Here is a 26,172-nt window from a genome sequence, read left to right as displayed (position 1 = left end):
GCGTTATAGCGCGGCCTGAATCAGTTTCTGCGTGAAGGGGTGCTGAGGCGCATGGAACAGTTGCTCCGGCGCGCCCTGTTCCACCACCCGGCCCTGTTGCATAACCAGTACGTGGTGACAGATATGGCGTATCACCCCCAAATCATGCGAAATAAACAGATAAGACACCCCAAGTTCATCCTGCAGGTCAGCAAGCAGATCAAGCACCTGCGCCTGCACCGAGACATCTAGCGCCGATACCGGCTCATCGCAAATAATGACCTGCGGTTCAGTCGCGATGGCGCGCGCAATGGCAATGCGCTGGCGCTGGCCGCCAGAGAGTTGATGCGGCCAACGTCCGGCATAGTCAGACGTTAGGCGCACGCGAGCCAGTAGCGCGGCAATACGCTCAGGGTGCTGCGTGCGCGGAATAGCGGCGGCATCCAGCGCATCACTTAAAATTTGCGCCACGCTCCAGCGTGGATCGAATGAACTGAGCGGATCCTGATAAATAATGCTGAGCTGACGCCGTTTTTCACGCCGCTGCCGTTCACTGATGGCCTCTTGCGGCGCAGCCCGTACCCACGGCTCGCCATTAAACGTGACCTCGCCCTCATCCGGTGTGAGCAGCCCCATCACCAACCGGGCGGTGGTGGTTTTACCACAACCTGATTCGCCAATAATGCCGAGCGTCTGACCGGGAGGCAGAGTAAAACTCACGTCATGGACGGCGGTATGGCGGTGGGCGGCACGGTGAAAGGTTTTCCCCAAATTACGCGCCGCCAACACTGGCGGCGAGAGCGGCGCAGCAGGCGGTTCGTCAGTACGAACAGTACGGGGATGCGATCCCGGCGCGGCATTCAGCAGCGCGCGGGTGTAATCATGACGCGGGGCGGAAAGTATCTGCCGCGTTGCGCCCTGTTCGACCACCACGCCGTGATGCAACACAATGATTTCATCCGCCAGCCGCGACACCAGCGCTAAATCGTGGCTGATCAATAACAATCCGCGTCCTTGCTGGCGTAGCGTGGCGAGCAACGCGATGATTTGCGCTTGCACGGTGGTGTCCAGCGCGGTGGTGGGTTCATCGGCAATCAGAATCGGCGGGTCGAGCGCCAGAGCGGTGGCGATCAATGCCCGCTGACGTAAGCCGCCCGAGAGTTCCCCGGCGCGAAGCTGTGCAATGCGTTCAGGATCGGGCAGCCCGACCTGCGCCAATAGCGCCAGCATTCTTTGTTGGCGTGCGGCCTTATTACCCCAGCCATGCGCGCGCAACGCCTCAATCACCTCATCCCCAATAGTACGCAACGGGTCGAGCGAGACTAGCGCGTCCTGCAGCACGAAACCCACCGATTTGCCACGTAATGCGCGCCACTGTTTTTGCTTTATCTGGCGCAGGTCGTGCGCACCATAGTTAAACCGGCGCGCCGTTACCCGGCTCTGTTCGGCCACTAACCCGACCAATGCACGCGCGGTAACGCTTTTACCCGACCCGGATTCACCAACCAATGCCACCACTTTACCCGGCGCGAGCGTGAACGAAATATCCTGTACCACGCGTCGGCGACGATCGCCGACGCCAATCTCCACCGTGAGTTTTTCGACGACCAGCGTTGAATCGTTCATTGGGTTCTTCCCTCAATACGGCGTTGTAAGTAACGACCAAAAACGGTGGTAGACAACGTGGTCAACACGATAAACAAGCCGGGAAAAAAGGTTAGCCACCACGCCTGCTCAACAAAATCACGCCCCATTGACAGCATGGTGCCCCACTCGGCGGCCGGCGGTTTGGCGCCCAGCCCGAGGAAAGAGAGCGCCGAAGACCAGACAATCGCCTGCCCAACGCCCATCGTGATGGTAACCACCAACGGACGCATCGCATTGGGCAGCAGTTGACGCCGAATAATTCGGCCTGGCGAATGCCCTAACGCCCGTGCGGCATCGATATATCCCGCGTGGCGTGTGGAGAGCACCTGGCCGTATACCATGCGAGCATAACCCGGTGCGTTGCCGATCCCGGTCGCCACCATCAACGGCCCCAATCCATTACCCAGATGGGCACTAAACAGCAGCGCCAAAATTAACGTAGGAAAAGAGAACAACACATCCAGCGTCCAGCCGACCATACGTTGACCGACCTTTCCGCTTAACCCGCCCAATAATCCCAGCGCAATTGCCAGGGTCATTGAGAGCGCCACTGCGCCAATCCCGATCAATAACGATTGCCGGGCGCCATAAATAACCCGGGTAAAAATGTCACGTCCGGACTGGTCGGTACCGAAAAAGTGCTGCCAGCCCGGCGGCTGGAAAGCGTCGCGTGGCGCAATCCCCAACGGATTGGCGGCGCTAAACCACTGAGGAAAAACCGCCGCCAGCAACAGGAAAAGTAAAAACAGCAGCGACAGTGAAGTACCGGCTGAAATCCGGCGGCGCGCCACCGGGCTTTTCAGCGCGATGTCTCGCCATAATGTGGGGGAGCTGCTCATCCATGCACCTCGCTTAAACGCGGGTCAACCAGCGTATAGAGAAAGTCCACCAGCAGGCTGGTGAGGATGTACACCAAAGTGATAAACAGCGTAATGCCAATCGTCAGCGGCATATCTTGCAGTGACACCGCCTGGTACAACTGACGCCCCAGCCCCTGGCGCGAGAAAATTAACTCGACCAGTACCGAGTTGCCGACCAATGAACCGACTGCCCAGGCGGAAAGACTGACGCCGGGTAGCACGGCGTGGCGCAGCCCGTGACCTAGTCTAACTTGCCATTCGCTGAGCCCACGCGCCCGCGCCGACAAAATAAATGGCTGGTCGAGCGCCAGTTCAAAGGCCTCACGCATCACTTGGGCAAGAAACCCGGCGAGCGGGATCGCCAGCGCCAACGCCGGTAGCACCAAGCTTAGTAGCCCATCATTTCCCTCCGGCGGAAACCACTGCAAACCAAAAGAGAACACCGCCAACAGCACCAGCGCCAGCCAAAACTGTGGTAGCGCAGCACTTAAGGTTTCCAGTAACGATCCCAGCCCGCTAAGCCAACGGTTGCGGCGCGCAGTACCCAATACTGAAATCAACGCCAGCAGCCAGGCGGCGAACAGCGCCGCCGCCGTCAGTTGCAAAGTGGGAACCAGTTGTTGGCGAATTACCTCCACTACCGGTTGATGCTGGGAGAAGGAGCGACCAAAGTCACCGTGCAGCAGCCGTAGCAGCCAGATACCATATTGCTCAATTAACGGTTTATCGAGACCAAACTCCTTAATCGCAGCGGCAATGGTTTCCGGCGTGGGATTAGCCGATGGCCCGCCGAGAATAGCGCGAACAGGATCGCCGGGCGTCAGATGCAGCGCAAAAAAGGTCACGCTTGCCGATGCCAACAACACCAACACACCGCCCACTCCGCGCAACGCCAGGCGTTGCCCAAGCTGACGGGCGCGACGAACGCCCGGCGAGGTAGATTCAATCAGGCTACTCATGGCGACACCCAGGCATCATACAGCGTAGTGACGCTCAGCGACGGCTCCAGCCAGACATCATGCGCGCGTTTATACACGCCAAGCCGGGTACTTTGCGGATAGGTGCGCAACTGTAAGTAGTTATCCGCCACTATTTTCTGCGCCTGGGCATACAGGTCGGCACGTTGTGATGGATCTTGCGTCTCCAGCGCAGCGGCGACCAGATGGTCAAACTGCGGGTTATTAAAACCGGAGCCATTCTGGTGATAACCACCGGAGCCCGCCGCGCCGAGAAATGCCGATCCAAAGACAATCCGCAACACATCCGCCGTATTGGTGTTCCAGTAATCCAGCGTCACATCGTAATTCCAGTTGCCCTGGCGTTCGCTCGCTTCGGTATCGCCCATTGGCTCCAGTTGAACATCGAAACCAACCTGACCGGCGGTGGCCTGTACCTGCTCCCACAAGGTTCGCTCCGCATTACTGGTGGTGGCGCGAATCGGAATATGTACCGTCAATGACTGACCATTACGCTGCCGCACCGCGCCCGCCGACGCCTGCCGCCATCCGGCTTCATCGAGAAGTTTGGCTGCCCGCACCGGATCGTAATCGTCGGTATGGGCGGAGGCCGCGCTATAGAACGGGGTGACACTGCTGAGCGGCCCACTGGCGCGTTTCAGCGTATTGAAATAGATACTGGCCAACGCGCCGTCAATATCTGCCGAACGGACAAACGCTTCCCGAACGCGCACATCGTTAAACGGCGCCCGCCGTGTATTTAACTCGCCGTTAGTCGGGTTACCGGGACGATCCTTAATCACCACGCTAAGGTCGTGATTTTTACGCGCCGACGCCTCCGATTCCGGCGGCAATGCTTCAATCACATCCACTTTTCCGCTACGTAAAGCCGCAAAACGCACCGAAGGTTCAGGAATAAAGCGCCAAATCACCTTTTCCAGCCGTGCCGGCCCTTGATGATGAGCATAAGGCGGCGCCCAGTTATAATTTGGGTTACGCGCCAGTACCACTTGATTTTGGTGATCCCACGACACCACTTTAAACGGCCCGGATCCCACCGGGCTTTGGCAGTTTTCATCGCGGCTGCGCTTCAACGCCGACGGGGCCTCAATGCCTAAAAAGCCCTGTGCCAACACTTCAAGAAAGGCGGCATACGGCGATGAGAGGTGGACGACCGCCGTGTAATCATCCGGCGTATCGGTAGAGAGATACTGCTGAATATAGCCTCCGGCAGTAGAGGACTGAGTGGCCGGATTGCGCATATGGTCAAGGTTGGCTTTTACCGCCTGGGAGGTAAATTTTTCACCGTTGGTAAATGTCACATCATTGCGGAGGTGGAAGGTCCAGGTCTTGCCGTCTGGCGAAACTTGCCAGCTTTTCGCCAGCCAGGGGCCGATATGCCCTTTCTCATCCATCGAGACCAGCGAATCGAGAAACTGTTGTGCGATAAAAACCTGCGGCATATCACCGTCAACATGTGGATCGAGGCAGCTTGGCTCACGATCGGTCGCATAAATTAATGTTCCGCCATTGACCGGCTGATCGGCGTGGGCGCTGTGCCAGACCCCAACGCCAAGTACACCTAACACTAACGCCAGACCTGTGTATTTAAAGGGTGAGGATTTCCCGGCGAGCCCTGCATTAGCAGAAGCCAAAAGAGGGTTGTTCATTTATCGTAAGCCTATTAGTAATGGATTATTATCATGCCGAAGGTGCTATCAGCGATTAAATAATGTGCTTAATAACATCGTTTTTTATTAACGCTTTCGATGAAAATTATTAACAACCCGCCCGCCATTTTTCTATGACGTTTTTTTCCTTTCCAAAGCCAGAAAAAGAATATGCCCTTCTCTGCTATCGTTATCTGAAAATGATGACGCCATTGCGCCACGCCACCGCAATAAACATCACCTTGGCGAGTAATGTGCATTTCTAAATAAGTAATGCCGGATTTATTGTTTTCTCTGATCGCTTTTTTCCCTCAGTCTGAAACCTAATCATTCATTGGTTCCAGGGGTTGATGTGGCAATAATAAAAAGACCTTCCGTATCCAGCGCGGTTATTTCAGTGGTGATAGCACACACTCTTTTCACTCTCGCTCTACCGGCACAGGCGGCAGAAACGTTGCCAAAAGTTATCCATATCGCCGGTCAGGGCAATCCCTACGGAACACCTTATGGAACAGCGGTAATTGGTGTATTGCGTGCTAAAGGCTATCTGGAAAAAGCCTTCGCCGCCGATGGCGTCAAAATTGACTGGCAATTCCCGCAAGGCACCGGCCCGGCGATTAACGAAGCGCTGGCGAATGGTCAGTTGGATTTTGCCAACTATGGTGGGTTACCCAATATTGTCGGGCGAGGTTCGGGGTTGCGCACACGTATTTTGGCCTCTTATGGTAGCAGCCCGATTTACGTGCTGGCCCGTAATGGGTCAGGCATTAATACGTTAAAAGCGCTGAAGGGAAAAAAGATCGCCGTTTCGCGCGGCACTATTTTGGAGCTCTCGCTAGCGACGTTGTTGCAAAGCGTGGGCTTAACCGAAAACGATATTCAACTGTTTGATTTAAAGGCCGCCGATCAAATCTCGGCGCTCACCTCCGGTGATATTGATGTGGTAGTTGGCAACTCGGATATTTTGCCGCTACGCGATAAAGGCATTGGCGAGGTGATTTATAGCACCAAAGGAAAAACCGATCCGGCCAATATTTTTGGTTCATTAGTGGTAACCGAGCAATTCGCACAACATTATCCGCAGGCAACACAACGCGTAGTGGATGCCTTTGTTCAGGCGGCGGCTTTTGCTTCTGATGAAAAAAACCGGCGTCAGGTATTGGATATTTGGGCGCAAACCCAAATCCCGCGCGCCAGCCTGGAAAGCGACTATCAGGGCGATTTACTTAAAGATCGCCTCAGCCCGTTATTAGATGACTATTATCGCGCCAATCTGCGTCGTGGCATTACTTTTGCGCGCGAGAGCAAACTTATCCGCCGCGATATTGACGTCGCGCAGTGGGTCGACGACAGCTACCTCAATCACGCCATCACCCAGTTTGGTTATCAAACGTTGTGGACCCAAAAAGAGGCCAACGGTAATGACGCTCCCGCTACGCGCTGAGGCCACCGAAGAAAGTGCCGATGTGTTGGTGATCGGCGGCGGGCCGGCAGGCGCCTGGGCCGCGCTCAGCGCCGCCGAAGCCGGGCTGCGCGTTATTCTGGTGGATAAAGGTTATTTCGGTACCAGCGGCGCGACCGCCCCTTCCAACACCGGCACCTGGTGTGTTGCGCCCGGACACCGCGAGGCAGAGATCCAGCGGCGAATGAAACTGACCGGCGAAATGGCGGATGAAGACGTGATTGGCCGTACGCTCGATGGCGCCTGGCAAGGGCTGCACCAGTTATTACGCTGGGGATATCCCTTCCCGAAAGATCAACAAGGTCAGCCCTATATTGCCAACCTGCGCGGGCCGGATTACATGCGGTTTATGCGGCAAAAAGCCCGTCAGGCTGGCGTGATTATCTACGATCACTCACCAGCGCTGGCGCTATTGCAGGACAGCGAAGGGGTAGCGGGCGCTGCCGGTATTCATCGGCAAAAAAACCGTTTCTGGCGCATAACTGCAACCGCTGTGATCCTCGCGACCGGCGGCTGCGCGTTTGGCGAACGTTTTCTCGGCGCGGCCGGGTTAACCGGCGACGGTTATCTGTTAGGCGCGCAGGCGGGAGCGGTGCTATCTGGCATGGAGTACAGCGCGCAATATGGTATTACCCCGCGCCATACCTCAATGAATAAAGGCATTATTTATCAATGGGCCACTTTTTACGACCGCGAAGAAAAGCCGTTAATCGTAACCGGCGATCGCCAAAGCGCACTGGCGCAAGCGTTACTTAACGGACCGGTTTATGCTCGTCTTGATCGCGCTGATCCCGCGTTACAACGCTTGCTCAGGCAATCGCAGCCAAACTGCTTTGTACCGTTTGATCGCCAGGGCATCAACCCATTTAGCGACCGGTTCGAGATCATATTGCGTAATGAAGGAACGGTGCGTGGTCTGGGCGGTTTACGGCTAATTGCAGCGACCGGCGCCACCGATGTGCCCGGTTTGTATGCGGCTGGCGATGCCGCCAGCCGTGAACAGATGAATGGCGCTATTAGCGGCGGCGGCGGTCCGAATGCTTCGTGGGCCATCGCCAGCGGACGCGCGGCCGGTCAGGCGGCGGCCTTACTGGCGCAGCGGCAACGCCATAGCCTGGCGCGACGCCAGCAACAACACCGCCGCACCGCACTTTGGGATCTCGGCGGTATCGGCGCCGATCTGCAGATTAGTCGTCGTGCCGAAGGGCCTGACGCCGAGACGATTTTACGCGCGGTGCGTGAAGAGATGTTGCCGCTGGAGAAAAACTTTTTCCGCAGCGCAGAGGGCATGACGCACTCAATGACGCGTCTGTACCAGTTATATAAAACACTCTCGCTGCATGGCTATGGTGAGGCCGACCGGCAAATGCCCGGTTTGCTGCAACGTCGTGAAGCGCGCGCCCTGCTCAGCGTGGCACGCTGGACGTATAAAGCGGCGCTACTGCGCCAGGAGAGTCGCGGTATTCATCGTCGCCTTGATCAACCAACGCTTAACCCCGCCCTCAACCGACACATTCTGCTGAAAAGTACCGGACGTGCGGCGTGGGATCGGCCTTTGTCATTATCGGAGTCGCTATGATCGAAGTGATCTCGCCCGCGCAATGTATTGCCTGCGATCGTTGTGTGATGGTCTGTCCGGCGAATGTTTTCGATGCACGCCCCGGCGCGCCGCCGATTATCAGTCGTCAAAACGACTGTCAGACCTGTTTCCTGTGTGAAATCTACTGTCCGACCGATGCGCTCTATGTTGCGCCCGATGCAGAAGGCCCGGTGCCGGTCGATGAAAACGAGATCGCCGTGCGCGGCTATTTTGGCGATTACGCGCGTCATCTCGGCTGGGAACAGGGAAAAGCGGGCGGCGCAGATCGCGATCCAACATGGTTAATTCGCGATCTTCATCGTCGCGCTGCGGGACAAAAACAGGAGTAAACCGATGTCTATTGTTGCTCTACCGGCACGCGCTAAACAGTTTCGCCGCCCGCGCTTCGCGCAACGGGGTTGGGTTTCCCGTTATGCGCTCCCCACGCTCACCGCCCTGCTGTTTCCTGCTTTGTTGCTCACGCTGTGGCAGGTGGCGGCCAGCCGGGAGTGGATGCCGCCGCAAATCCTACCCGCGCCACTGTATACCTTACAAACCGGTATCGATTTATTGCGTGATGGTGAGTTGAGTGATGCGTTAAGTATTAGCTTACTGCGGCTGGCCGTTGGTTTTGTCAGCGGCGCCAGCCTCGGCATGGCCGCCGGTTTATTGTTCGCTCTATCGCGCCGTGCAGATGAGTGGATTGGCCCAACGGTAAGGGCGGTTTGTCTGGTTCCGTCGCTAGGCTGGCTACCCTTTTTTATGCTGATTTTCGGTATTGGTGAAACGCTAAAATTTATTCTGATCGCAAAAACCTGTTTTTTGCCGTTGATGATCGGCAGTTATAACGCCGCCCGCACGATGCCGCAAAAGTACCGTGATGTCGCACGCGTACTGGAGTTAACCTTCTGGCAGCGGCTACGCATCATCTATTTTCCGGCGCTGGCGCCTGCCCTGTTTACTGCTGCACGCCTCGCATTGAGCAAAGGCTGGAAGGCGTTGATTCTGGTGGAAATGATTGCTTCGGCCGCCGGTATTGGCTACTTGATGACCTGGGGCCGCAAAGCGTTTCAGTTGGATGTGGTGTTTATCACCATGCTGGTGATTGGTTTAATCGGTTGGTTGATTGACTACCTGGCATTGCGCCTTGAGCGTCGCCTGATACACTGGAACGGAGAAACTCAATCATGAGAGTCTTCAAAACTCGCCGCTGGCGGGCGTGGGTATTACCGGCGCTCTTATTAGCGCTGTGGGCAACCACCAGCCACTACTCCGCCAGCAATCGCGCCATTTTGGTTCCTCCGGCGGTGGTTTGGCATACCTTATGGCACGCGGTTAGCGATGGTTCGTTGCCTGCCGCGCTGGCCGCGACGGTGGTTCGCGCCTTCGGTGGCTTACTGCTTGGCGCGCTATCAGGCGCGGTGTTAGGCATCATCCTTGGAACTTGTCGCCTGGCGCATCGTCTGTTTTCCCCTACCTTTAATGGCGCGCAGCAAATCGCCCTGTTCGCCTGGATACCGTTACTTAGCGCCTGGGTTGGAACCGGCGAAGGGTTAAAAATTACCGAAATCGCGCTCGGCGCGTTTTTTCCGATGTTGCTTAGCACGCGTGAAGGCTGTGCAAAAGTACCCGAAGCGTGGCGCGAGGTGGGGCTTCTGTTGGAATTGGGTCGGTTCAGTACGCTACGTCGCATTATCCTGCCCGCTGCACTGCCAACCATCATGTCTGGTTTTGAAACGGCCTTTACTATTGCCTGGCTGGGCACTATCGGCACGGAATACCTGGTGGGTACCGGTTATGTCAACGGCTTTGGCAATGGTTTAGGCATCTATCTCGCCGCCGCGCGTATGTATGGCGATATGGATAAAGTGATCGTCGGTGTCCTGGCGCTGGCGCTGGCCGGTGTGTTGTTAAACCGTTTTATTGCTGCACTTTCCCGGAGAGCAACCCCATGGCTATTGCCTTAAAAAATCCTGATGAGATCGAAATAAACCATGTTTCCCGCCGTTTTCAGGTCAATGGTACCGCGCTCCCGGCGCTGGAGAATGTTTCTCTAACAGTGCGTAAAGGCGAGTTTGTTAGCCTGATCGGCCCAAGCGGCTGCGGGAAATCGACCCTATTGCGTATGCTGGCGGGCCTTGATCATCCGGACCAGGGGGAGTTACGTGTTGGAGGCTACCTGATTCATACGCCTTCGTTGACGCGCGGCATTGTCTTTCAGGATCACCGTTTACTGCCGTGGCTGACCGTGGAGCAGAATATTTTGCTTAGTCTGAAGAATCGTCCCGGTCAGGCGGCAGAACAGCACCAACAGGTGGCGCGGCTGATTGAGTTAGTTGGGCTAAAAGGCTTTGAACGCGCCTGGCCTCATCAACTTTCCGGCGGGATGTCACAACGCGCGGCAATTGCGCGTTGCCTCGCGCCGCAGCCCTCGGTGCTGTTACTGGACGAACCCTTTGGCGCGTTAGATTCGCTTACTCGTCGTCATTTGCAGCAGGCGTTGCTGCAGATTTGGCAGCAGCAGCAACTTACTACGGTGTTGGTTACGCATGATATTGAGGAAGCTGTCTATCTTTCCGACCGGATAGTGGTGTTGAAGCCGCGTCCGGGGCGTTTGCATAGTCAATTTGAAATTATCGAGCCGCGTCCACGTCAGTTGACCGCTTCCCGGTTGGTGGAGGTTAAAGCGCAGATTCAGCGGGCCCTGGATGGTGAGTAAAGGGGGTTCTCGCCTCCCGGCGGGTGAGTGAGAGTGTCTGCCTCACATCGGCGACGTTAGAGGCGGTTGCTTACCCTTCGGTCGAGTGAGTGAGAGTATCTGCTTCACATCAGCGCCGTTAGAGGCGGTTTCTCTCACCCTTCGGGTGAGCGAGTTAAGGCCCGTAAGCGCGGGCCTTAACAATCCACGCTTCCGGCAGGCGCTTCGCCCGCAACGCGGGTTCCTTCGCCATCGCCGTTTTCCAACGGACCGGTCGCGACGCGTTCCCGACGCGGCACGCCCTCTCGGCGACGTCGTGTCGCCTCGTCCTGGAATCCGGCGTTGTCTCAGCGTCGCTAATGCCTCTGGAAGGTCAACACCCGGTCCGCAAATTCAGTTTGTCTGGTTAGTCTGCCTGTACGGCAGTGAATCTTCCAAAATCAAAAGCGTCAACAACTACAAAGGGAAGAAATAAATTCCAAAAATTACCACATCCGCCTGTAACGAGGGAAATACCAGTTCTTTAATTGGTATCAAATGAGAATAAAAAAGGTTCTGCAGGGGAAATAAAATAAAGAAAAATTGAATGTCGTCTTTCTAGTTTTCAGTAATCTACTTACGCGTTTCACCTCCCATTTAAATACCCAGAATCATCATATCTACCGCAGAAACGAGTTGATCTCGTAAATGTGAAGCATCCATAACCGCATCTTCATCTTTCAGATTTTTTACATCCGTTGTCGTTATCATGGTAGCCAGAACAACATAATCTACCTGCTCAATCGTAATAACTGGCGTTAACGCTTTTACTTGAGAATTAGAGTCAGTTCTCTGTGTTAAAGGCATTACCAGACGAGTGTTGAGATGTGCAAGCATATCTGCCTGCACATCAATAAAATACGGGTACGCCTGTCTGTTCCGGGATTTATTTTTGTAGACTGCAAACTGTTTCACTAAATCACCCCGAAATTTTCATCGTCAGAAAAAAGCCCGGCCTCTTCCACAAAGCTGTTTAACGCCCCGATGCCAGCCCTATTTTCCTCGATCCAGCGTTCACGCTTGCGTTCCCTGACGGCCACTTCCAGCGCCTGGTTAGATATTGCGGAAACGTTCAAGTCTAGCGCTTTGGCCTCCTCAAGCAGGCCTGCATTTAAGTATACGTTTGTGCTACGTTTTTTTTCGGTTATGTTAGTTCTCATAATAACCTCTTCCGCATAATTTATGTGCATAACTATAGCACATAAAAGTGGGGCAACCAATGCCAGAGGCGGCTCCAGTTAACCACCCGTAAAACCGAATCCGGGCCGGAAGGGATACGGCAGTGAACGTAAAACTCGGTTGTTCCGGACGCGATGAGCCTTTCTAAGCTGCCTGCACGGCAGTGAACACCCTTTTCTGCTGGTGCGAGGCAAGCCTCGCACTTTTTTACCAGCTGGTTATATCGTATCGGCCGATTCAAAAATCATATTTTAACGTCAGCCTATTTTGCCAAAAGTTCTTTTTATAGCGCGATGAGGTCTGCACCCCGGAATAATCGCTCAAGCTTAAACCTTTCAATATACCTGGAGCAAACCAACTAAAAAAAACCATATACTCCGATTGATTAATGCCCGGCTCAGCAGCATCCGGCTTTAGATCCATAAATGAGTAACGAGTCCCGACTTTCCACGCCTGACGTAGTGACCAAATTAAATTGGTGGAATACGCATTGCCACTCCCTAAATCTTCAGTGCTGGTAAAATAGGGTTGCGCAAACCACGGCCCGGACGAGGTACTGTGTGCATAAGGCACCACCAAGCCACCGTTATTCCACGCGGAAGGGTGCGCGACAATATGATCATAATTAATATTCCAGCGCACTTTCGGCAGCAGCGAGGCAGCGAATTGAACACCATAGGAGGTATTATTCACCTCACCTGCCAATGCACGTCCCTCGCTGGTCCCCCGAATAAACTGTAACCCAATATCCGGCTGCCAGTTATTATCCTGCCAACGTAGATGTCCTTCGGTATACAACACTCTGGAATAATCTTGATAATTTTCATACCACACTTGGCCGGATAGTTTTTTATCCATCATGCGCAACGCGCGCCCTGCACCCGCGGCCCACATACCATCGGTGGTTTGCTTCACGTTGGTATAGGCGCTGGTGGCCTGAAATTGATCGCTTCCCCAAGGCTTATAGCGCCAAAGTCGACTGGCATGTAGGAAGTTCTCTTTATCACCATAGTTCACATCCACACCGCGAAACAGGACAGGCGTTATACGCCAGTCATAATCGGAGACAAAGGGCATATCAACCCGCTGATCGCCAGCGGTAATACGTAATGCATCATAGCGCCAACGCAGCCAGGCTTCGCCAATATTAGTTTGATTATCTCCAATAGAAGACAGGGTATGTGCGCTATCCGGGTGGTCAATACCACGTAAAAAAATAGCGCTGACCCCGGCGTTAAAACCATAATAATCGCCGGTTTCATACTTAATTGAGCCACCATAACTTACCGTATCCTGATTCCGTGCGGCGACAAAGTTAGCATTATGGGTGGAGTAATAAAGCGTCCTTATGCTACCGCTAACGTTACCGCAAACGAGCGCGGAGAATAATGAACGCCCCTGTTGCTGCTGAGAATCACACACGTGACTTTCCGATATGGCGGACGCAAAAGCCCCTGCCGGTAATAGCATCGCTATTGCCAGCGTTATATTTACCCGGTTTTTCATTTTATCCCCGTATTGGCGAAATAATATAAATCGTCAAGTTGCTTGACGAAACAATGCTGGACTGTTCTGTATTGTTATAATAATAACGACTATTATCCGGCCACCCTGAAATACTCTTTCATGGCGGCCGGTGATGGCAATTAATTCACGCTGGATAAAAACATTAAAGCTGTTCGCGTATACGCGGTAGAACCTCTTCACCTATCCGTATTGCTTCTTCAAGGTGTGGGTTGGCGGCAAGAATAAAGTTAGAAAATCCGGCGCGCACATACTCGGTTAGGCGGTCTGCCACCTGTTGATAGCTACCGACGATACCGATGGTTGGGCCTGGCCTGACTAATCCAAGCCCCGACCATAAATTTGGCCCGATAATATAGTCAGCGAAATTTTCACTTTTTTCTTGCCGCAACGCCGCCTGACGTTGTGCTCCAACCGAATCGCCGCCGCCGACGCTGGTCATCGGATTGGCTTTACGCGGAGCGCTGAAATCATGTTTATCCCATAGCCGCCGAGCTTCATCCCACGCCTCGGCTTCCGTTTCACGCGCAAAAATATCCACCCGTAGGCCATATTTAAGCTGGCGTCCCTGCGCCTGTGCCATCTGGTTCAGCCGCTGCATCATCGCCTGCATATCCGCCAGCGGCTCCAGCCACATCAGGTAAAAGTCGGCATGACGCGCCGCAACGGCTAACGCGGCCTCTGAAGAGCCGGAAAAATAGACGCCCGGCTTACGGGTATGGAGTAGTGGCGTGGATAACCCACCGCCCTCCAGTTGAAAACGCTCTCCCTGATGATCAAAAGGCGAACCGCGCCACAATCCTTCAATCACCTCCAGCCATTCGCCAGTACGTCCATAACGATCATCATGCGGTAAAAAATCACCGTAGGCGCGCTGCGCCGGAGCGCTGCCGCCGGTGATCACATTCCATTCCAGGCGATTGCCGCTGATACGTTGCAGCGTTGCGCCCATTTTCGCGGCATAGGCGGGAGTAATAAAACCAGGCTGAAAGGCCGTCATAAAACGTAACGTGCGGGTTTCCCGTGCCAGCGCCGCCGCAACCATCAAAGGTTCGTCGCTCGGCAGTGAAGTCGGCACCAGCGCGCCATCGAAACCGGCGACTTCACACGCTTTCGCTACCATCGCCATATAATCGATATACCCCCAACTATCGCCGTTGCCCGGCGCGATAGAGTGCGATGTCGCGGTTTTCCAGTCGCCTCGATTCCAGGCCTTAGATGAGACAGACCGCCCATCACCATGAGTCGGGATGCGCCAGAAGAATTCGACCTGTTGGCCCATTCGTTATACCTCCACCGCATCAAGCTGAAACGGTAAACGCGTCGCATTAATATCAATTTTGTGCGCCAGCAGGCCGTGGCGGAACAACAAATCCCCTTCCGCCTGCTGCTCGGCGAACAGTTGCTCATCGGGTGCGGAAATCCCCCATTCACGCCCGTGTAGCCCACGCGTCCACTCTTCCGGCGTCAACCCATTGGCAATCACTCGCGCAAAAAGCTCGCCCGCTTCGGTTAAATGCGCACCAATCCACGCATCGGTCGCAACCAACGCGTCGAACAGCGCACGAACTTTGCCTTCTCCGGCGGCGACAACTTCCGGTAAGACCCAAAAAACCGAGCGGTTGGCAATCACATCGCCACAATCCTGTATTTTGCGCAAGCCTCCGCCCGCCAACGCCGCGCTGAGGTAAGGGTCCATCGCGATCCACGCATCCACCTCTCCGGCCTGTAAAGCAGCCAGCGAAGCGCCGGGCAATAAATTTACCGGCACAATATCGGCATATTTCAGCCCTACCTGTTCAAGCGTCGCCAGCAGAAAGTAAGTTTGAAAAGAGCCTTCGATAAAGCCAATACGTTTACCGGCCAGATCCTCGGCACGGCGAATCGGCGCGTTTTCCGTTACCAAAATCGCCGACCAGCTTCGCCGCGGGCGCGAGGCGCCAATATAGGCCAACTGAACTTGTTCTGCCTGCGCCACCACCGCGCGCGTGGTGCCAGTGCCAATCACGTTCACTTTGCCGCTAACGGCCAGTTGGTGCATCATTTTACCTTCGGGATACCATAAAAATTCGGGCTCAAAACCGGCGTCAAGCAGCAACTGCTGCAACGGCTGATAGTGGGTCAGCGCGGTTAACGTCAAATTAGAGGGATGGGCACCGATGCGAATCTTCATCACGTTGTTCCTTATTTTTATACTGCGACCTACTGTAATGCGCCGTGGGCTATCAAAGGGTCTCGCCGCTCGCTTGCGCGAGGTCGGCCCAGATCATGCCGCACAGTCTGGAAAATTCCGGGTTACCGCGTAGCGCGCGCGGCTCTCTCGGCCGGGGCAAGTCAATACGATAATCCTGGACGATGCGTCCTGGTCGCGGGCTCATCACGATCACCCGGTCGGCCAACGCCACCGCCTCTTCAATATCGTGCGTGACAAACACAATGCTGCGTTTACGGCTTTCCCAGATCCGCAGCAGTTCCCGACCCATCATGATTTTTGTCTGATAATCCAGCGCGCCGAACGGCTCATCCATCAGATACAGCTCCGGTTCATAGGCCAGTAACCTGGCAAGAGAGACGCGCTGACGCATCCCGCCGGAGAGTGCGCCAGGATAGTGCGCTTCGAAACCGTTTAATTTAACCAGCTCAATGAGCTCAGCCACGCGCCGTGCATAGTCGGCGGGCGCCAATGTAGAGAGTTCACAGCCAACCCGGATGTTTGCCGCAACCGTCGCCCAAGGTAGCAACGTGTCGCGCTGAAACATAAAGCCGACTCCCGGCGGTGGCTCGCTCACCGGTTCGCCATCAATACGCACCTGTCCGGAAGCGGCCTCCACCAGCCCGGCGATCACCCGTAACAAGGTCGATTTACCGCAGCCAGAGGGGCCAACAATAGCGACAAACTCGCCGGGCGCGACGCTGAGAGAGAGGCGGTCGATGGCATTCACCGTCCCGCTGCTGCCAGAAAACTGTACCGACAATTGTCTGATGTCTATTTTGGCAGTCATTGGCGCCACTCCGTCATGCGCCGGAAGACCCGGCCGATTAGCGAATTGGCGATCATTGCCAGCACCAACAGAATAATGATGCCGGTAAACACCCCGGTAGAATCGAGTTGACCTGCGGCGTTTTCGATATACCAACCGACCCCCTCGCTGGAACCGATCAATTCGCCGACCACCGCACCAATCAGCGCCAGACCCACGGCGATACGCACCGCCGCCGCAATCCACGGCAGAATGGCCGGTAGCATGATCCGACGCAGAATATAACGAGGGCTGGCACGCATAGTGCGCATCAAATCAATATGGTCGCGGTCAAGTGAACGTACTCCTTCCAGCACGTTTAACATGAAAACAAACAGCACCATCGAGAAGGACATCATCACTTTGGCCGACAGGCCGATGCCAAACCACAGAACAAATAACGGTGCCAGCGCAACGCGCGGCAGGCTATATAGCCCCATCAGTAACGGCTCCACCACATTAGCGATAGCCCGGAAACGCGCCAATCCCAGCCCTAGCGCAATACCCACTACCGCCCCCAGAATCAGCCCGGAGCCGGCTTCACTCAGGGTGGTTGCGGTATGGCGCCACAGATCGCCGTTTAAGGTTAATTGCCAGAGTCGCAACGCAATATCGCCGGGGCGGCTCACCCAGAACGGATCGATAAACCAGCTCCCTGCCGCCTGCCACACTAACAATAAAACCAAGATAAACAGGACTTGCTGGCTGAAGATTCGGCGCGACGTAGCGGCATTTTTCCGCAGCGCGTTATCCGCCTGCCGCTTGGGCTGAAGTTGAGAAGAAGTAAACAAATTACTCACGCCGACTCCTTACCCTTTGCTTAACAGATCGGGCACCGTAATAGCGCTATAGTCGGGCGCGCTGAGCGTCGGATCGGCTACCTTGAGCATTTTCACCATCAACTGGTAGCCTTGCGGCGCCATTTTTCCGTCGTGTGATAACAATTTCGGCGCTTCTTCCGCCAGTACCTTACGTAACGCTGGCGACAGGCGGGGATACATCTTATCGACGCCCGCCTGTACCGCGACCGGATCGGTTTGAATCACCTGCTCTGCCTTGATAACCGCTCTCGTCAGGCGCTGCGCCTCATCACGGTGAGCGTTTAACCAACGATCAACCACCACCAGGTCCAGCGCCGGATACTGTAAGGTGCGGAAATCCTGAATCAATTTGAAGCGCGGGTCGGCCAGCGCCGCCTGCACATCCGGCGTGGTTAACATTCCCGCCTGCACCGCTCCGCTCTCGATTGCCGCACGCATCGGGCCGCCGGTACCAATGCCGACCAAACGGAAATCCCGCTCGGCGTTCAATCCTTTTTCGCTGATGTAGTAGCGCAGCGTGTTATCCGTCAGGCTACCGGGTGAGGTGATGCCAACATTTTTACCGCGTAAATCGCTCAACTGAGCGGCAGGATTATTGGCTAACGCAACCAACCCGTAGCCATGGTGCTCGGTCAACGCCACCAGTACCCGCCCGCCGAGATGGCGGTTTTGTAAGCGTACCGCATGGTCGGCGGCGCAAATGCAAGCCGCCACGCTACCACCGGCTAATGCCTGCACCGCCGGGGCGCCACCTTTAAACGATACGGTATCGACCTGCAGTCCTTCATCGGCGAAAAAACCTTTTTGCTGCGCAATCACCAGCGGTAAAGAACCCAGCGAGTTTTGCGCCGCGCCAAGGGTGAGTGTGGTTTTCGCCTGGAGAGAAAATGCGCTTAACCCCAACAGTAATACGGCAACAATGCCGCGTCCGCGCATAGCTGTTGTCTGCATATCTTTAGTTACCTTTAATATTTTATAAAATATATTTGGCATTAATATGAAGAAAAACGTCGCGAAAACAACTGTTCACTTTCGAACCTTTTCGCATAACCATAGGTGATGATGTGATAAGCCCTTCTTTCTCACTGTTCGACCCTGCTTTTCAGCAGGCGGCGCGCATTCAGCGTCGGGAAATCAGCGCGGTTCAACTGGTAGAGGCGCATCTGGAACAAATTGCGCGCCATAACCCACATATAAATGCGGTGGTCATTTTATTGGCTGAGCAGGCGCTGGAGCAGGCCTGGCTGGCGGATAAAGCACAGGAAACCGGTCAGGCGCTCGGCCCGCTGCATGGTGTGCCGATAACGGTAAAAGAGTCGTGGGATGTTGCTGGTTTGCCTTCGACCTTTGGCCTGCCGCATCTACGGGATAATATTGCCGGTAACGATGCGCTGGCGGTTACGCGCCTGAAACAGGCCGGGGCTATTTTGTTGGGTAAAACCAACGTCCCTCCTAACCTTGCCGATTGGCAAACGTGTCACCCCGACTATGGCGCCACGCTTAACCCGTGGGATAACCAGCGCACGCCGGGCGGTTCGTCCGGTGGTTCAGCGGCGGCGCTAGCCTGTGGCTTTTCCGCACTGGAAATTGGCAGTGATATCGGCGGGTCGATTAGGATGCCGGCCCATTACTGCGGCGTGTGGGGGCACAAACCGGGTTACGGTGTGATACCCGGTCGTGGTCATGCACAGCCGGGCCATGTTGCCCCTGCGGATATTAGCGTCTTTGGGCCGCTGAGCCGTAGCGCGGGCGATTTACGACTAGCGCTTGATCTGTTGGCGCAGCCCGATCCCCACAGTTGGCCGCGTATGCAGGCGATCCTTGACGATGCGCGTCCGCGCCATGGTACACATTTCCGGGTGGCCCTTTGGAATGATGATCCTCACTTCCCGGTGAGCAGTGAGATTCGTCTGGCGCTGGAACAGGCTGGCGAATCGTTACGCCGGGCTGGCATTGAAGTGGTTGATACCGTACGACCCGCTTTCTCCAGCCGTGAGAGCTATGAGGTTTATGTTCAGCTGTTGCGTGCGGCGACCAGTGGCCGACAGAGCGACGAAGCCTTTAGCCGTCATCAGCAGCTTAGAGACAATCTGGTAGATGATGATGCCAGTTATCGCGCGCTGTTGCTGCGTGGTAATGTGCTTAGTCATCGTCAGTGGCTGGCGTTGAACCAGCAACGTTATCGGCTAATGGCTGCCTGGCAAGCGTTCTTTGATCAAGTGGATTTTTTGTTGTGCCCGGTCGCCAGCACGGCTGCCTTTCCGCTATTTAATAATCTACCGAAAGAGGATCGCTACTTAACGGTGGATGGACGTACTTTGCCCTCGGCGAATGACTATTTTTGGCTGGGATTGGCTTCCGCCTGCGGATTACCTGCGACTACCGTGCCATTGATGCGCACCGCAACGGGTCTGCCCGTTGGCGCACAAATTATTGGCCGTTCAGGGGCCGATCGTGCTTGTATCGCTTTGGCGGAAATACTGGAACACCACCACTATCGCTTCGCGCCACCTCCGCTTGACGCCGCTCAGTCCGGTTTATCTTCCGGCGCTGATGACTGAAGGCTGTCGAGATAGGCGCGTCCGCGATCGGCGGCGTGGCCAACATGCCCGGCCATTAGCGCGCGGGCTTCGTCCGGGTTGCCTTCGCTGATGGCGGTTAAAATATCGGCGTGTGATTTAAGGGTCGCCACCGTATCGCCATTCAGGGTCATGCCCTGAACCGGCAGCGCTTTCCATAAACTGGTAATAAATTCGGCCAATAACGTAGAGCCGCTGGCTTCCGCTATTTTTAGATGAAACAGTTCATTGAGTCGGCTGAGTTCGCGCGCGTTTTGGTTTTTTACCGCTTCAAGCGAAGCGTTATACGCGTCGGCAATCTCATCAATCTGCGCTTTATTGGCGTGCATGGCGGCGAGGCGTGCGGTTTCGGGCTCAAGGATGGCGCGTAATAACGATACCTCATCTGTGCGGCTGAGTTTTTTTTCGGCGATGACCGCCGCATAGTGCGGTTTGCGGATAATAAACCCCTGTTCGGCCAATAGCGTAAACGCATCCCGCACCGGTGTCAGACTCATACCTAACCGATCGGCCAACTCATTGAGCGTTACCTTTTGACCTGCTTTCAGTTCTCCGCTTTGAATTGCGCTAAGCAGTGTTTGGTAAGCCAGCTCACTTTTCGTTAGAAAAGTACGAACCTGATCAATCATGTTTTATCCCTACTGCCTGTACCGTAAGATTCCAACGTGGAGTGTCAATATATTACGGTATCGGATCGATCCCCGCCAGCTAAGCGGTTCGCCGTTGACGAGATGCTGCCTGCACGGCAGTGAACGCAATGTCATCCAGCGCCTGCTCCCACAGTGCTTTCTAAGCTGCCTGCACGGCAGTGAACCTGTGACTTCTTCCTTATCGCGCAGATCTTTATTTCTAAGCTGCCTGCACGGCAGTGAACGAGAAGGGAACCATCGGCGAGGCAAGCTATAATTTCTAAGCTGCCTGCACGGCAGTGAACTGCACCAACGTGGTTCATGCGCGGGCAGCATTTTCTAAGCTGCCTGCACGGCAGTGAACACTAGTCCAAAGAGACTATATCCTTGTTCTGCCAGAGAAAAGCATTATTTCTTCCTCAAAACCCTTTTTATCTGCTCTCAAAATAGATCACATAAAATCAATAAGTTAGTTTTATAACCCCAAAAAGGGTTCAGCCAATATGACATATAGCCTCGGAATCCAAATTCTCACCGTTGCTAAATTTATATACCCTTGCGGCGGCTGAGCCTGGCATGGATACCTCCGGCCTGGCGCATCGTCCTGATATTCATACAGTGTGGATAAATACACAAGGCTATGAATCAATTAGGACAAGTTATGATAATGCCTCGCTGATTTCCTTCGCTGTTGAGCAAGGTTAAGGGCTCCTAAAAGACTGCAAACCTACGCGCCGGAAGTTTACAATTCCCTCCGTCCACATAATTATGATTTCCTTTATTTTTTCGTAGAACCAGCATTGCAGCCATTCGTTGAAGCTCTTCATATCATGTGGGTGCATGGAACCCCAGCTTTTAACCAGATTCTTGATGCGGTGGAAAATGAACTCAAAAAGAAATGACATCCAAAACGGGTCACTAAAAAAAATAATTTTTTCAGTCGTTCACTATCTGGGCGCATTACTGGGAGGGATTTTAATTTTCCTTTGTGCCTACTGGTTTTTTCATTTCGAAACGTGGCATGAAAGAATTATCTATATCGCACTGACATTACTTGCGGTGTACGTGATTTACAGAGTTTTGCCTAAAAGCCCTGATTGACCAGGCCTTACTCGGATAATCATCCTCTGCCCTACGACTTCACGCCAGCAGATTTCTGAGCTACCTGTACGGCAGTGAACTTGCAAGAATTCGCTGGCCTCGATCGTCGCCGTTTCTAAGCTGCCTGTGCGGCAGTGAACTCTCCGTAAATCGTATCAAGCGTGGCCGTGTATTTCTAAGCTGCCTGCACGGCAGTGAACTAATGCGCACCGGCACTTACGACATCTACAAATTTCTAAGCTGCCTGCACGGCAGTGAACAAAACCCCGTCATCCCAAAAAACGCTTACCCCTTTCTAAGCTGCCTGCACGGCAGTGAACGGTTGGGTGGACAAATCGCAGATCACCCGCTTTTCTAAGCTGCCTGCACGGTAGTTAACACTAGTCCAAAGAGCCTATGTCCTTGTTCTGCCAGAGAAAAGCATTATTTCTTCCTCAAAACCCTTTTTATCTGCTCTCAAAATAGATCACATAAAATCAATAAGTTAGTTTTATAACCCCAAAAAGGGTTCAGCCAATATGACATATAGCCTCGGAATCCAAATTCTCACCGTTACTAAATTCATGTGCTATTGAGGCGGCTGAGTCTGGCATGGAAACCTCCGGCCTGGCGCATCATCCTGATATTCATACAGCGTGGATAAATACACAAGGCTATGAATCAATTAGTACAAGTTATGATACGGACCTATAAGCAACATCTGGACCCACAGGCTGAGCTATTACAATAAGGAAATTTTTATGCCAGCGTTGCAGCTTCCATGCACTATTTATCAGACACAGCACAGGTTTAACGATCACAGCGCCGACGACATGAAGTATGGCGACCTTACAGAGAGGCAACTCAGAAAGGAGTTTGATCTTGATGACGTGTCCGATGTCGTTAACCCCTGGACCTGTGAGGAAGTGTCGATATTCAGTGCGTTCAACAGGTCGCGGCCAAAAAAACCAGAGATCGCGAAGCTTCTCTATTTAAGAGCTTTTCGAATATGGTTCGTCTTGCAACGCTGGGATAATTTAGGGTTTAAGCCGTTTTTTACAAACATGCAGGCAAGCATAACTATATCAGGAGAAAAGTAAATGAGAATTACAAAGAAAAAGCTCACCTTTACTTTAATCGTCATTGTTGCTTTATCAGCAATATACAGGATAAGCCTGCCCGCAAAAATAATATCTGTTCATCAAGATAGTATCTTTAGTGATATTGTTGTTAAAAACTTCCCCATTACTGATAGCGGGAAAATAAAATGGTGGCTGGACAATCAAAGCGATATAGAAAATAAATATCATATTCCTCACAAAGACGACAAGGGTCGGTTTGCAATAACATTCTGGTCTTTCGGTGATGGTTATAAAAATATCTCACAAGAAGATATAAGACTAAGTACACAAACATCTGATCTAAAATGTTTTAGTGACATCAAAAATGGCCCTAACTGTATTGATAAAGACAGAATAATGACAGTAGAAAAAGGACTCAATGGCCCTATAACAATAACCACAAAGAAAATATATACAATAAGTAGTAGTGGAAAAGTTAAGCAAGAGAAATAATATCTCTTAAGGCATTGAGTTTTATAAACTGCCTGTACGGCAGTGAACTTCGCCACGACACCCGGAGCTGCACACTCGCGTTTCTAAGCTGCCTGTACGGCAGTGAACCATTTTATATCAACCAGGGATATTTCTATCTCTTTCTAAGCTGCCTGTACGGCAGTGAACTTATCCAGCGTTTCCTGATATTCCGCCGCCGCTTTCTAAGCTGCCTGTACGGCAGTGAACACTAGCCCAAACAGCCTATATCCTTGTTCTGCCAGAGAAAAGCATTATTTTTTCCTCAAAACCCTTTTTATTTTCCCACGAAATAGATCATATAAAATCAATAAGTTAACTATATAATCAAAAAAAGGGTTTAAACCGGTTTGTTTACCTGGCAAAAAGACGACGCATGCGCCGCCCTCACGAAAATAAGGTAACAACAGAAAAAATCCTGCAACTTTATCACGCCACTACTGAATTTTACTGACGCGTAATTGGCTATCTCTATCACCGCTAACAGCAAAAGAGACGGTAAAAATACGGCCTGCCTCACCCTTTTTCTGGCCTTCCAGCGTTTCGAGTAGCACTGAAACACCGTAAGAATGACCTTGCCTAAAACGATAACCAAACAGGGGCACGCACTGTCGGTTTAAGAGATAAATAGTGTCAGGATTACCAGAAAAATATTTTCTTAGGCGCTTCACGTCCCCGGTCCCATCGATCTCCAGCGAGGAAAGAAACTCACCGTGAGTGGCTGGCGCTAACACACAAACATCTCCTTCTCTTACCGTAACCTCCGCAGAATACACTTTCGGCCGTGGATCGCTGGCTTTACATGCGAACAGGAATAAAACAGTAAAAAGTGAAAAATATTTCATGACGCATTCACCTAATTGGCATGAAACCAGATAATGTACTTTGATAAAGAGGCAAAATCTGTTGCCGATCAATAATTTTACGAAACGTAACTAATCTACCAGGGATACGTTGAAAATTCCATTCATTAAAACCAAATCTCATTAATAACCAGTAATCAGCAATGATTTGTGCCTGTTGTTCAAGTGAATAGTCCGTAAGCTTTTTTTTCTCATCAAGAATATAGGAGTAATTAGCCGCCCAACTAAATAACCCTCTTGATCTAACCCACATCCCTTGCTGAGACTGCCAAACATGAGCCAACTCATGGATAAATGTGTGCTGTAAAGCTATGCCAACAATTGGAGAAGAGTAATCACTTCTATAAAGCTCTTTTCGGAAATAAATCTCTCCATTCGGGGACATAGCAACACCTTCACTTTACAGTCCTGCAGGGAGATAACTTCCACAATGAATCCAGACGCGGTTATATGCAATCGTATGACCAAAAATCGCATGGGCCATCGCGATCTCGCTCAGTGTGATTAGACGCAACCTCCCTTCTCCAGTCACATTGCTTTTTTTATCGTTTATTAACATCCCGTTATTTCAATCCCTTTCGTCCTTAAAAAGAGGATTAATTTATCGTATCTTTTGGAAAAGTCCAGAATAAAAAATAGAATTACAGGTTGTTTTTACTAGTCTAAATAACGTTAAAGTATTATTAAATACAGTATTAGCGCTAATTAAATTAAATAATTAACGCTAATACTATAATTCAACCGTAACGACGCACCTCTAATTTTTCGCCACGGCGATAAATTTCACGCGCAGACGGCGTCATCGCAACGGCGGCGGCGGAATTCGGCGCATCAATCACGATAAAATTCGCCTCATTCCCCGGCGCTAAACCATAACCGTCCACCCCTAACACCTCAGCCGCTGCGGTCGTCGCCATCTCCAGCGCCACATTTAACTCTTCATCGGTGTTAAAACCAGAGCGATAGCCAATCAACATCGCACGCTGCAACATATCGCCATTCCCATACGGCCACCAGGCATCACGAATATTGTCGTTACCGGCAAATACTCGCACGCCAGCAGCGCGCAGTGTCAAAATCGGTGGAAAAGCGTGATCGCCGGGCGCATTCGTCATAATCGCCACGCCCGCATCGGCTAAACTACGCGCCGTCTGTTCCAGTACTGATGGCGACACATCGCCAAGCGCATAAGCATGGCTCACCGCCACGCGCCCTGCTAACCCCAACGCCTGCGTACGGTCGGCAATACGCTGTAGTTGCTGCGCGCCTTGGTTCGCCGGCTCATGCAAATGAATATCCATTCGCACGCCATAACGCGCCGCCAAATTGAACAAAATATCCAACTGACCGTTAGCATCGCCATCCAGCGTCGTCGGATCGATACCGCCAATCACCTCCACGCCCTCTTTCACCGCCGATTCAAGTACCGCCGCGCTGCCCGGACAGGAAATCACGCCCGCCTGCGGAAAAGCCACCAGTTGAATCGCTACTTTGTCGCGCCACTGCTCACGCGCGGCCATCACCGCATGCAGATTCGTTAATCCGGTGGTGGCATCCACATCCACATGGCTACGCATCGCCACCGTTCCCCACGAAATCGCCTGCTCGATCAGCATACTGGCGCGTTCTTCAACCGGTTGCGCCTGTGCCAGTAACGCCTTCTCCACCGCTAAACGTTCACGCAGGCTGGATACCGGTTGATGTGGCTGCCATTCGCCGCCGAGAAAACTTTTATCCAAATGAATATGCCCATCAACCAGGCCCGGTAACACTAAGCGCCCTTGCAAATCAATCAGGCTATCGGAGGCAGCATTGTCCGGCAGATCCGCGCCGAACGCGGCAAAGCGCCCCTCTTTCACCTCAAAGCTGAGCGGGCTTCCGTCGGCGGCTCGCGCATTAATAAAGCGTTTATTGTTCATTTCATCACCTCAACTGATTGGCACACGCCAGGCGTAATACCGACACGAAAAGCCCTACTATAAGCAGCCCCTTTCG

General features: G+C 53.1%; 24 protein-coding genes, 2 pseudogenes and 1 CRISPR repeat array. Of the genes and pseudogenes, 10 read left to right on the top strand and 16 right to left on the bottom strand.

All coding sequences use genetic code 11. From position 1 onward, the window contains the following. Nucleotides 1-3 precede the first annotated feature (3 nt). From PMPD1_RS09950 to PMPD1_RS09935, 4 genes are read right to left on the bottom strand one after another with little or no spacing between them, the layout of a single operon-like run. The gene (locus tag PMPD1_RS09950) at nt 4-1,605 is read right to left on the bottom strand and encodes a dipeptide ABC transporter ATP-binding protein (RefSeq protein WP_173633886.1); all 1,602 of its coding nucleotides are present in this window, start codon (nt 1,603-1,605) and stop codon (nt 4-6) included. Next, complete coding sequence (locus PMPD1_RS09945; protein WP_173633885.1) at nt 1,602-2,465, bottom strand: ABC transporter permease; 864 nt, start codon at nt 2,463-2,465, stop codon at nt 1,602-1,604. The genes PMPD1_RS09950 and PMPD1_RS09945 overlap by 4 nt, the downstream gene beginning before the upstream one ends. Continuing rightward, nucleotides 2,462-3,445, bottom strand: a complete 984-nt coding sequence (locus tag PMPD1_RS09940) for an ABC transporter permease (RefSeq protein ID WP_173633884.1) — start codon at nt 3,443-3,445, stop codon at nt 2,462-2,464. Before PMPD1_RS09940 ends, PMPD1_RS09945 begins: the two co-directional genes overlap by 4 nt. Next, on the bottom strand, nt 3,442-5,112 hold the full coding sequence (locus PMPD1_RS09935; RefSeq protein ID WP_173633883.1) for an ABC transporter substrate-binding protein: 1,671 nt from the start codon (nt 5,110-5,112) through the stop codon (nt 3,442-3,444). The genes PMPD1_RS09940 and PMPD1_RS09935 overlap by 4 nt, the downstream gene beginning before the upstream one ends. 352 nt (nt 5,113-5,464) lie before the next feature. Here PMPD1_RS09935 and PMPD1_RS09930 point away from each other — a divergent pair, with 352 nt between their 5' ends. From PMPD1_RS09930 to PMPD1_RS09905, 6 genes are read left to right on the top strand one after another with little or no spacing between them, the layout of a single operon-like run. Further along, nucleotides 5,465-6,556 carry an ABC transporter substrate-binding protein gene (locus PMPD1_RS09930; protein WP_173633882.1) on the top strand — a complete coding sequence of 364 codons (1,092 nt, stop codon included), beginning with the start codon at nt 5,465-5,467 and terminating at the stop codon, nt 6,554-6,556. Beyond that, nucleotides 6,534-8,153 carry an FAD-dependent oxidoreductase gene (locus tag PMPD1_RS09925; protein WP_173633881.1) on the top strand — a complete coding sequence of 540 codons (1,620 nt, stop codon included), beginning with the start codon at nt 6,534-6,536 and terminating at the stop codon, nt 8,151-8,153. The genes PMPD1_RS09930 and PMPD1_RS09925 overlap by 23 nt, the downstream gene beginning before the upstream one ends. After that, the gene (locus PMPD1_RS09920) at nt 8,150-8,503 is read left to right on the top strand and encodes a 4Fe-4S dicluster domain-containing protein (RefSeq protein WP_173633880.1); all 354 of its coding nucleotides are present in this window, start codon (nt 8,150-8,152) and stop codon (nt 8,501-8,503) included. Before PMPD1_RS09925 ends, PMPD1_RS09920 begins: the two co-directional genes overlap by 4 nt. Before the next feature lie 4 nt (nt 8,504-8,507). Further along, a complete protein-coding gene (locus PMPD1_RS09915) occupies nt 8,508-9,344 on the top strand; it encodes an ABC transporter permease (protein WP_173633879.1) in 837 nt (278 codons plus the stop codon). Beyond that, complete coding sequence (locus PMPD1_RS09910) at nt 9,341-10,120, top strand: ABC transporter permease (protein WP_173633878.1); 780 nt, start codon at nt 9,341-9,343, stop codon at nt 10,118-10,120. The genes PMPD1_RS09915 and PMPD1_RS09910 overlap by 4 nt, the downstream gene beginning before the upstream one ends. Next, a complete protein-coding gene (locus PMPD1_RS09905; RefSeq protein WP_173633877.1) occupies nt 10,105-10,872 on the top strand; it encodes an ABC transporter ATP-binding protein in 768 nt (255 codons plus the stop codon). The genes PMPD1_RS09910 and PMPD1_RS09905 overlap by 16 nt, the downstream gene beginning before the upstream one ends. A gap of 615 nt (nt 10,873-11,487) precedes the next feature. Here PMPD1_RS09905 and PMPD1_RS09900 read toward each other — a convergent pair. From PMPD1_RS09900 to PMPD1_RS09865, 8 genes are all read right to left on the bottom strand, one after another. After that, nucleotides 11,488-11,805, bottom strand: coding sequence for a CcdB family protein (locus PMPD1_RS09900; RefSeq protein ID WP_173633876.1), 318 nt, complete (start codon nt 11,803-11,805; stop codon nt 11,488-11,490). Continuing rightward, on the bottom strand, nt 11,805-12,050 hold the full coding sequence (locus PMPD1_RS09895; protein WP_173633875.1) for a type II toxin-antitoxin system CcdA family antitoxin: 246 nt from the start codon (nt 12,048-12,050) through the stop codon (nt 11,805-11,807). The genes PMPD1_RS09900 and PMPD1_RS09895 overlap by 1 nt, the downstream gene beginning before the upstream one ends. Before the next feature lie 256 nt (nt 12,051-12,306). Beyond that, on the bottom strand, nt 12,307-13,575 hold the full coding sequence (locus PMPD1_RS09890; protein WP_173633874.1) for an OprD family outer membrane porin: 1,269 nt from the start codon (nt 13,573-13,575) through the stop codon (nt 12,307-12,309). Between the two features lie 163 nt (nt 13,576-13,738). Continuing rightward, on the bottom strand, nt 13,739-14,875 hold the full coding sequence (locus PMPD1_RS09885; RefSeq protein ID WP_173633873.1) for an LLM class flavin-dependent oxidoreductase: 1,137 nt from the start codon (nt 14,873-14,875) through the stop codon (nt 13,739-13,741). 3 nt (nt 14,876-14,878) lie between these two features. Beyond that, nucleotides 14,879-15,766, bottom strand: a complete 888-nt coding sequence (locus tag PMPD1_RS09880) for an ABC transporter substrate-binding protein (RefSeq protein ID WP_173633872.1) — start codon at nt 15,764-15,766, stop codon at nt 14,879-14,881. A 52-nt stretch (nt 15,767-15,818) separates the two neighbouring features. Then, on the bottom strand, nt 15,819-16,595 hold the full coding sequence (locus PMPD1_RS09875) for an ABC transporter ATP-binding protein (protein ID WP_173633871.1): 777 nt from the start codon (nt 16,593-16,595) through the stop codon (nt 15,819-15,821). Continuing rightward, entirely contained in the window at nt 16,592-17,413 is an 822-nt protein-coding gene (locus PMPD1_RS09870; RefSeq protein ID WP_354292844.1) for an ABC transporter permease, read from the bottom strand. Before PMPD1_RS09870 ends, PMPD1_RS09875 begins: the two co-directional genes overlap by 4 nt. Nucleotides 17,414-17,422: 9 nt before the next feature. Next, nucleotides 17,423-18,385, bottom strand: a complete 963-nt coding sequence (locus PMPD1_RS09865; protein WP_173633870.1) for an ABC transporter substrate-binding protein — start codon at nt 18,383-18,385, stop codon at nt 17,423-17,425. A gap of 113 nt (nt 18,386-18,498) precedes the next feature. Here PMPD1_RS09865 and PMPD1_RS09860 point away from each other — a divergent pair, with 113 nt between their 5' ends. Continuing rightward, on the top strand, nt 18,499-19,995 hold the full coding sequence (locus tag PMPD1_RS09860; protein ID WP_173633869.1) for an amidase: 1,497 nt from the start codon (nt 18,499-18,501) through the stop codon (nt 19,993-19,995). Here the strand turns inward: PMPD1_RS09860 and PMPD1_RS09855 are convergent. Next, nucleotides 19,962-20,642, bottom strand: coding sequence for a GntR family transcriptional regulator (locus tag PMPD1_RS09855; RefSeq protein ID WP_173633868.1), 681 nt, complete (start codon nt 20,640-20,642; stop codon nt 19,962-19,964). The two genes, PMPD1_RS09860 and PMPD1_RS09855, sit on opposite strands and share 34 nt — an antisense overlap. A gap of 1,152 nt (nt 20,643-21,794) precedes the next feature. Next, nucleotides 21,795-22,122: direct repeats of the CRISPR family, unit length 28 nt. A 361-nt stretch (nt 22,123-22,483) separates the two neighbouring features. Here PMPD1_RS09855 and PMPD1_RS22880 point away from each other — a divergent pair. From PMPD1_RS22880 to PMPD1_RS09845, 3 genes and pseudogenes are all read left to right on the top strand, one after another. Then, nucleotides 22,484-22,660 (top strand): annotated as a pseudogene (locus PMPD1_RS22880) (DUF3289 family protein); the annotation flags it as partial. A gap of 57 nt (nt 22,661-22,717) precedes the next feature. Next, nucleotides 22,718-22,822 (top strand): annotated as a pseudogene (locus PMPD1_RS22875) (DUF3289 family protein); the annotation flags it as partial. After that, nucleotides 22,823-23,296 carry a DUF943 family protein gene (locus PMPD1_RS09845; protein ID WP_173633866.1) on the top strand — a complete coding sequence of 158 codons (474 nt, stop codon included), beginning with the start codon at nt 22,823-22,825 and terminating at the stop codon, nt 23,294-23,296. It begins immediately after the preceding pseudogene. Nucleotides 23,297-23,751: 455 nt separating this feature from the next. On the opposite strand, the gene PMPD1_RS09840 is transcribed toward PMPD1_RS09845, so the two are convergent. From PMPD1_RS09840 to PMPD1_RS09830, 3 genes are all read right to left on the bottom strand, one after another. Further along, nucleotides 23,752-24,159 (bottom strand): putative T6SS immunity periplasmic lipoprotein, encoded by a 408-nt coding sequence (locus PMPD1_RS09840; RefSeq protein ID WP_173633865.1) that lies wholly within the window; start codon nt 24,157-24,159, stop codon nt 23,752-23,754. A gap of 7 nt (nt 24,160-24,166) precedes the next feature. Further along, nucleotides 24,167-24,562 carry a type IV secretion protein Rhs gene (locus PMPD1_RS09835; RefSeq protein ID WP_354292842.1) on the bottom strand — a complete coding sequence of 132 codons (396 nt, stop codon included), beginning with the start codon at nt 24,560-24,562 and terminating at the stop codon, nt 24,167-24,169. Between the two features lie 352 nt (nt 24,563-24,914). After that, nucleotides 24,915-26,096, bottom strand: a complete 1,182-nt coding sequence (locus tag PMPD1_RS09830; protein ID WP_173633864.1) for an amidohydrolase family protein — start codon at nt 26,094-26,096, stop codon at nt 24,915-24,917. Between the last annotated feature and the right edge of the window lie 76 nt (nt 26,097-26,172).

Source organism: Paramixta manurensis (assembly GCF_013285385.1).
GTDB classification, from domain to species: domain Bacteria; phylum Pseudomonadota; class Gammaproteobacteria; order Enterobacterales; family Enterobacteriaceae; genus Paramixta; species Paramixta manurensis.
Note: the sequence above shows the minus strand (reverse complement) of the source record. Positions and strands in the feature narration are given on the sequence as shown.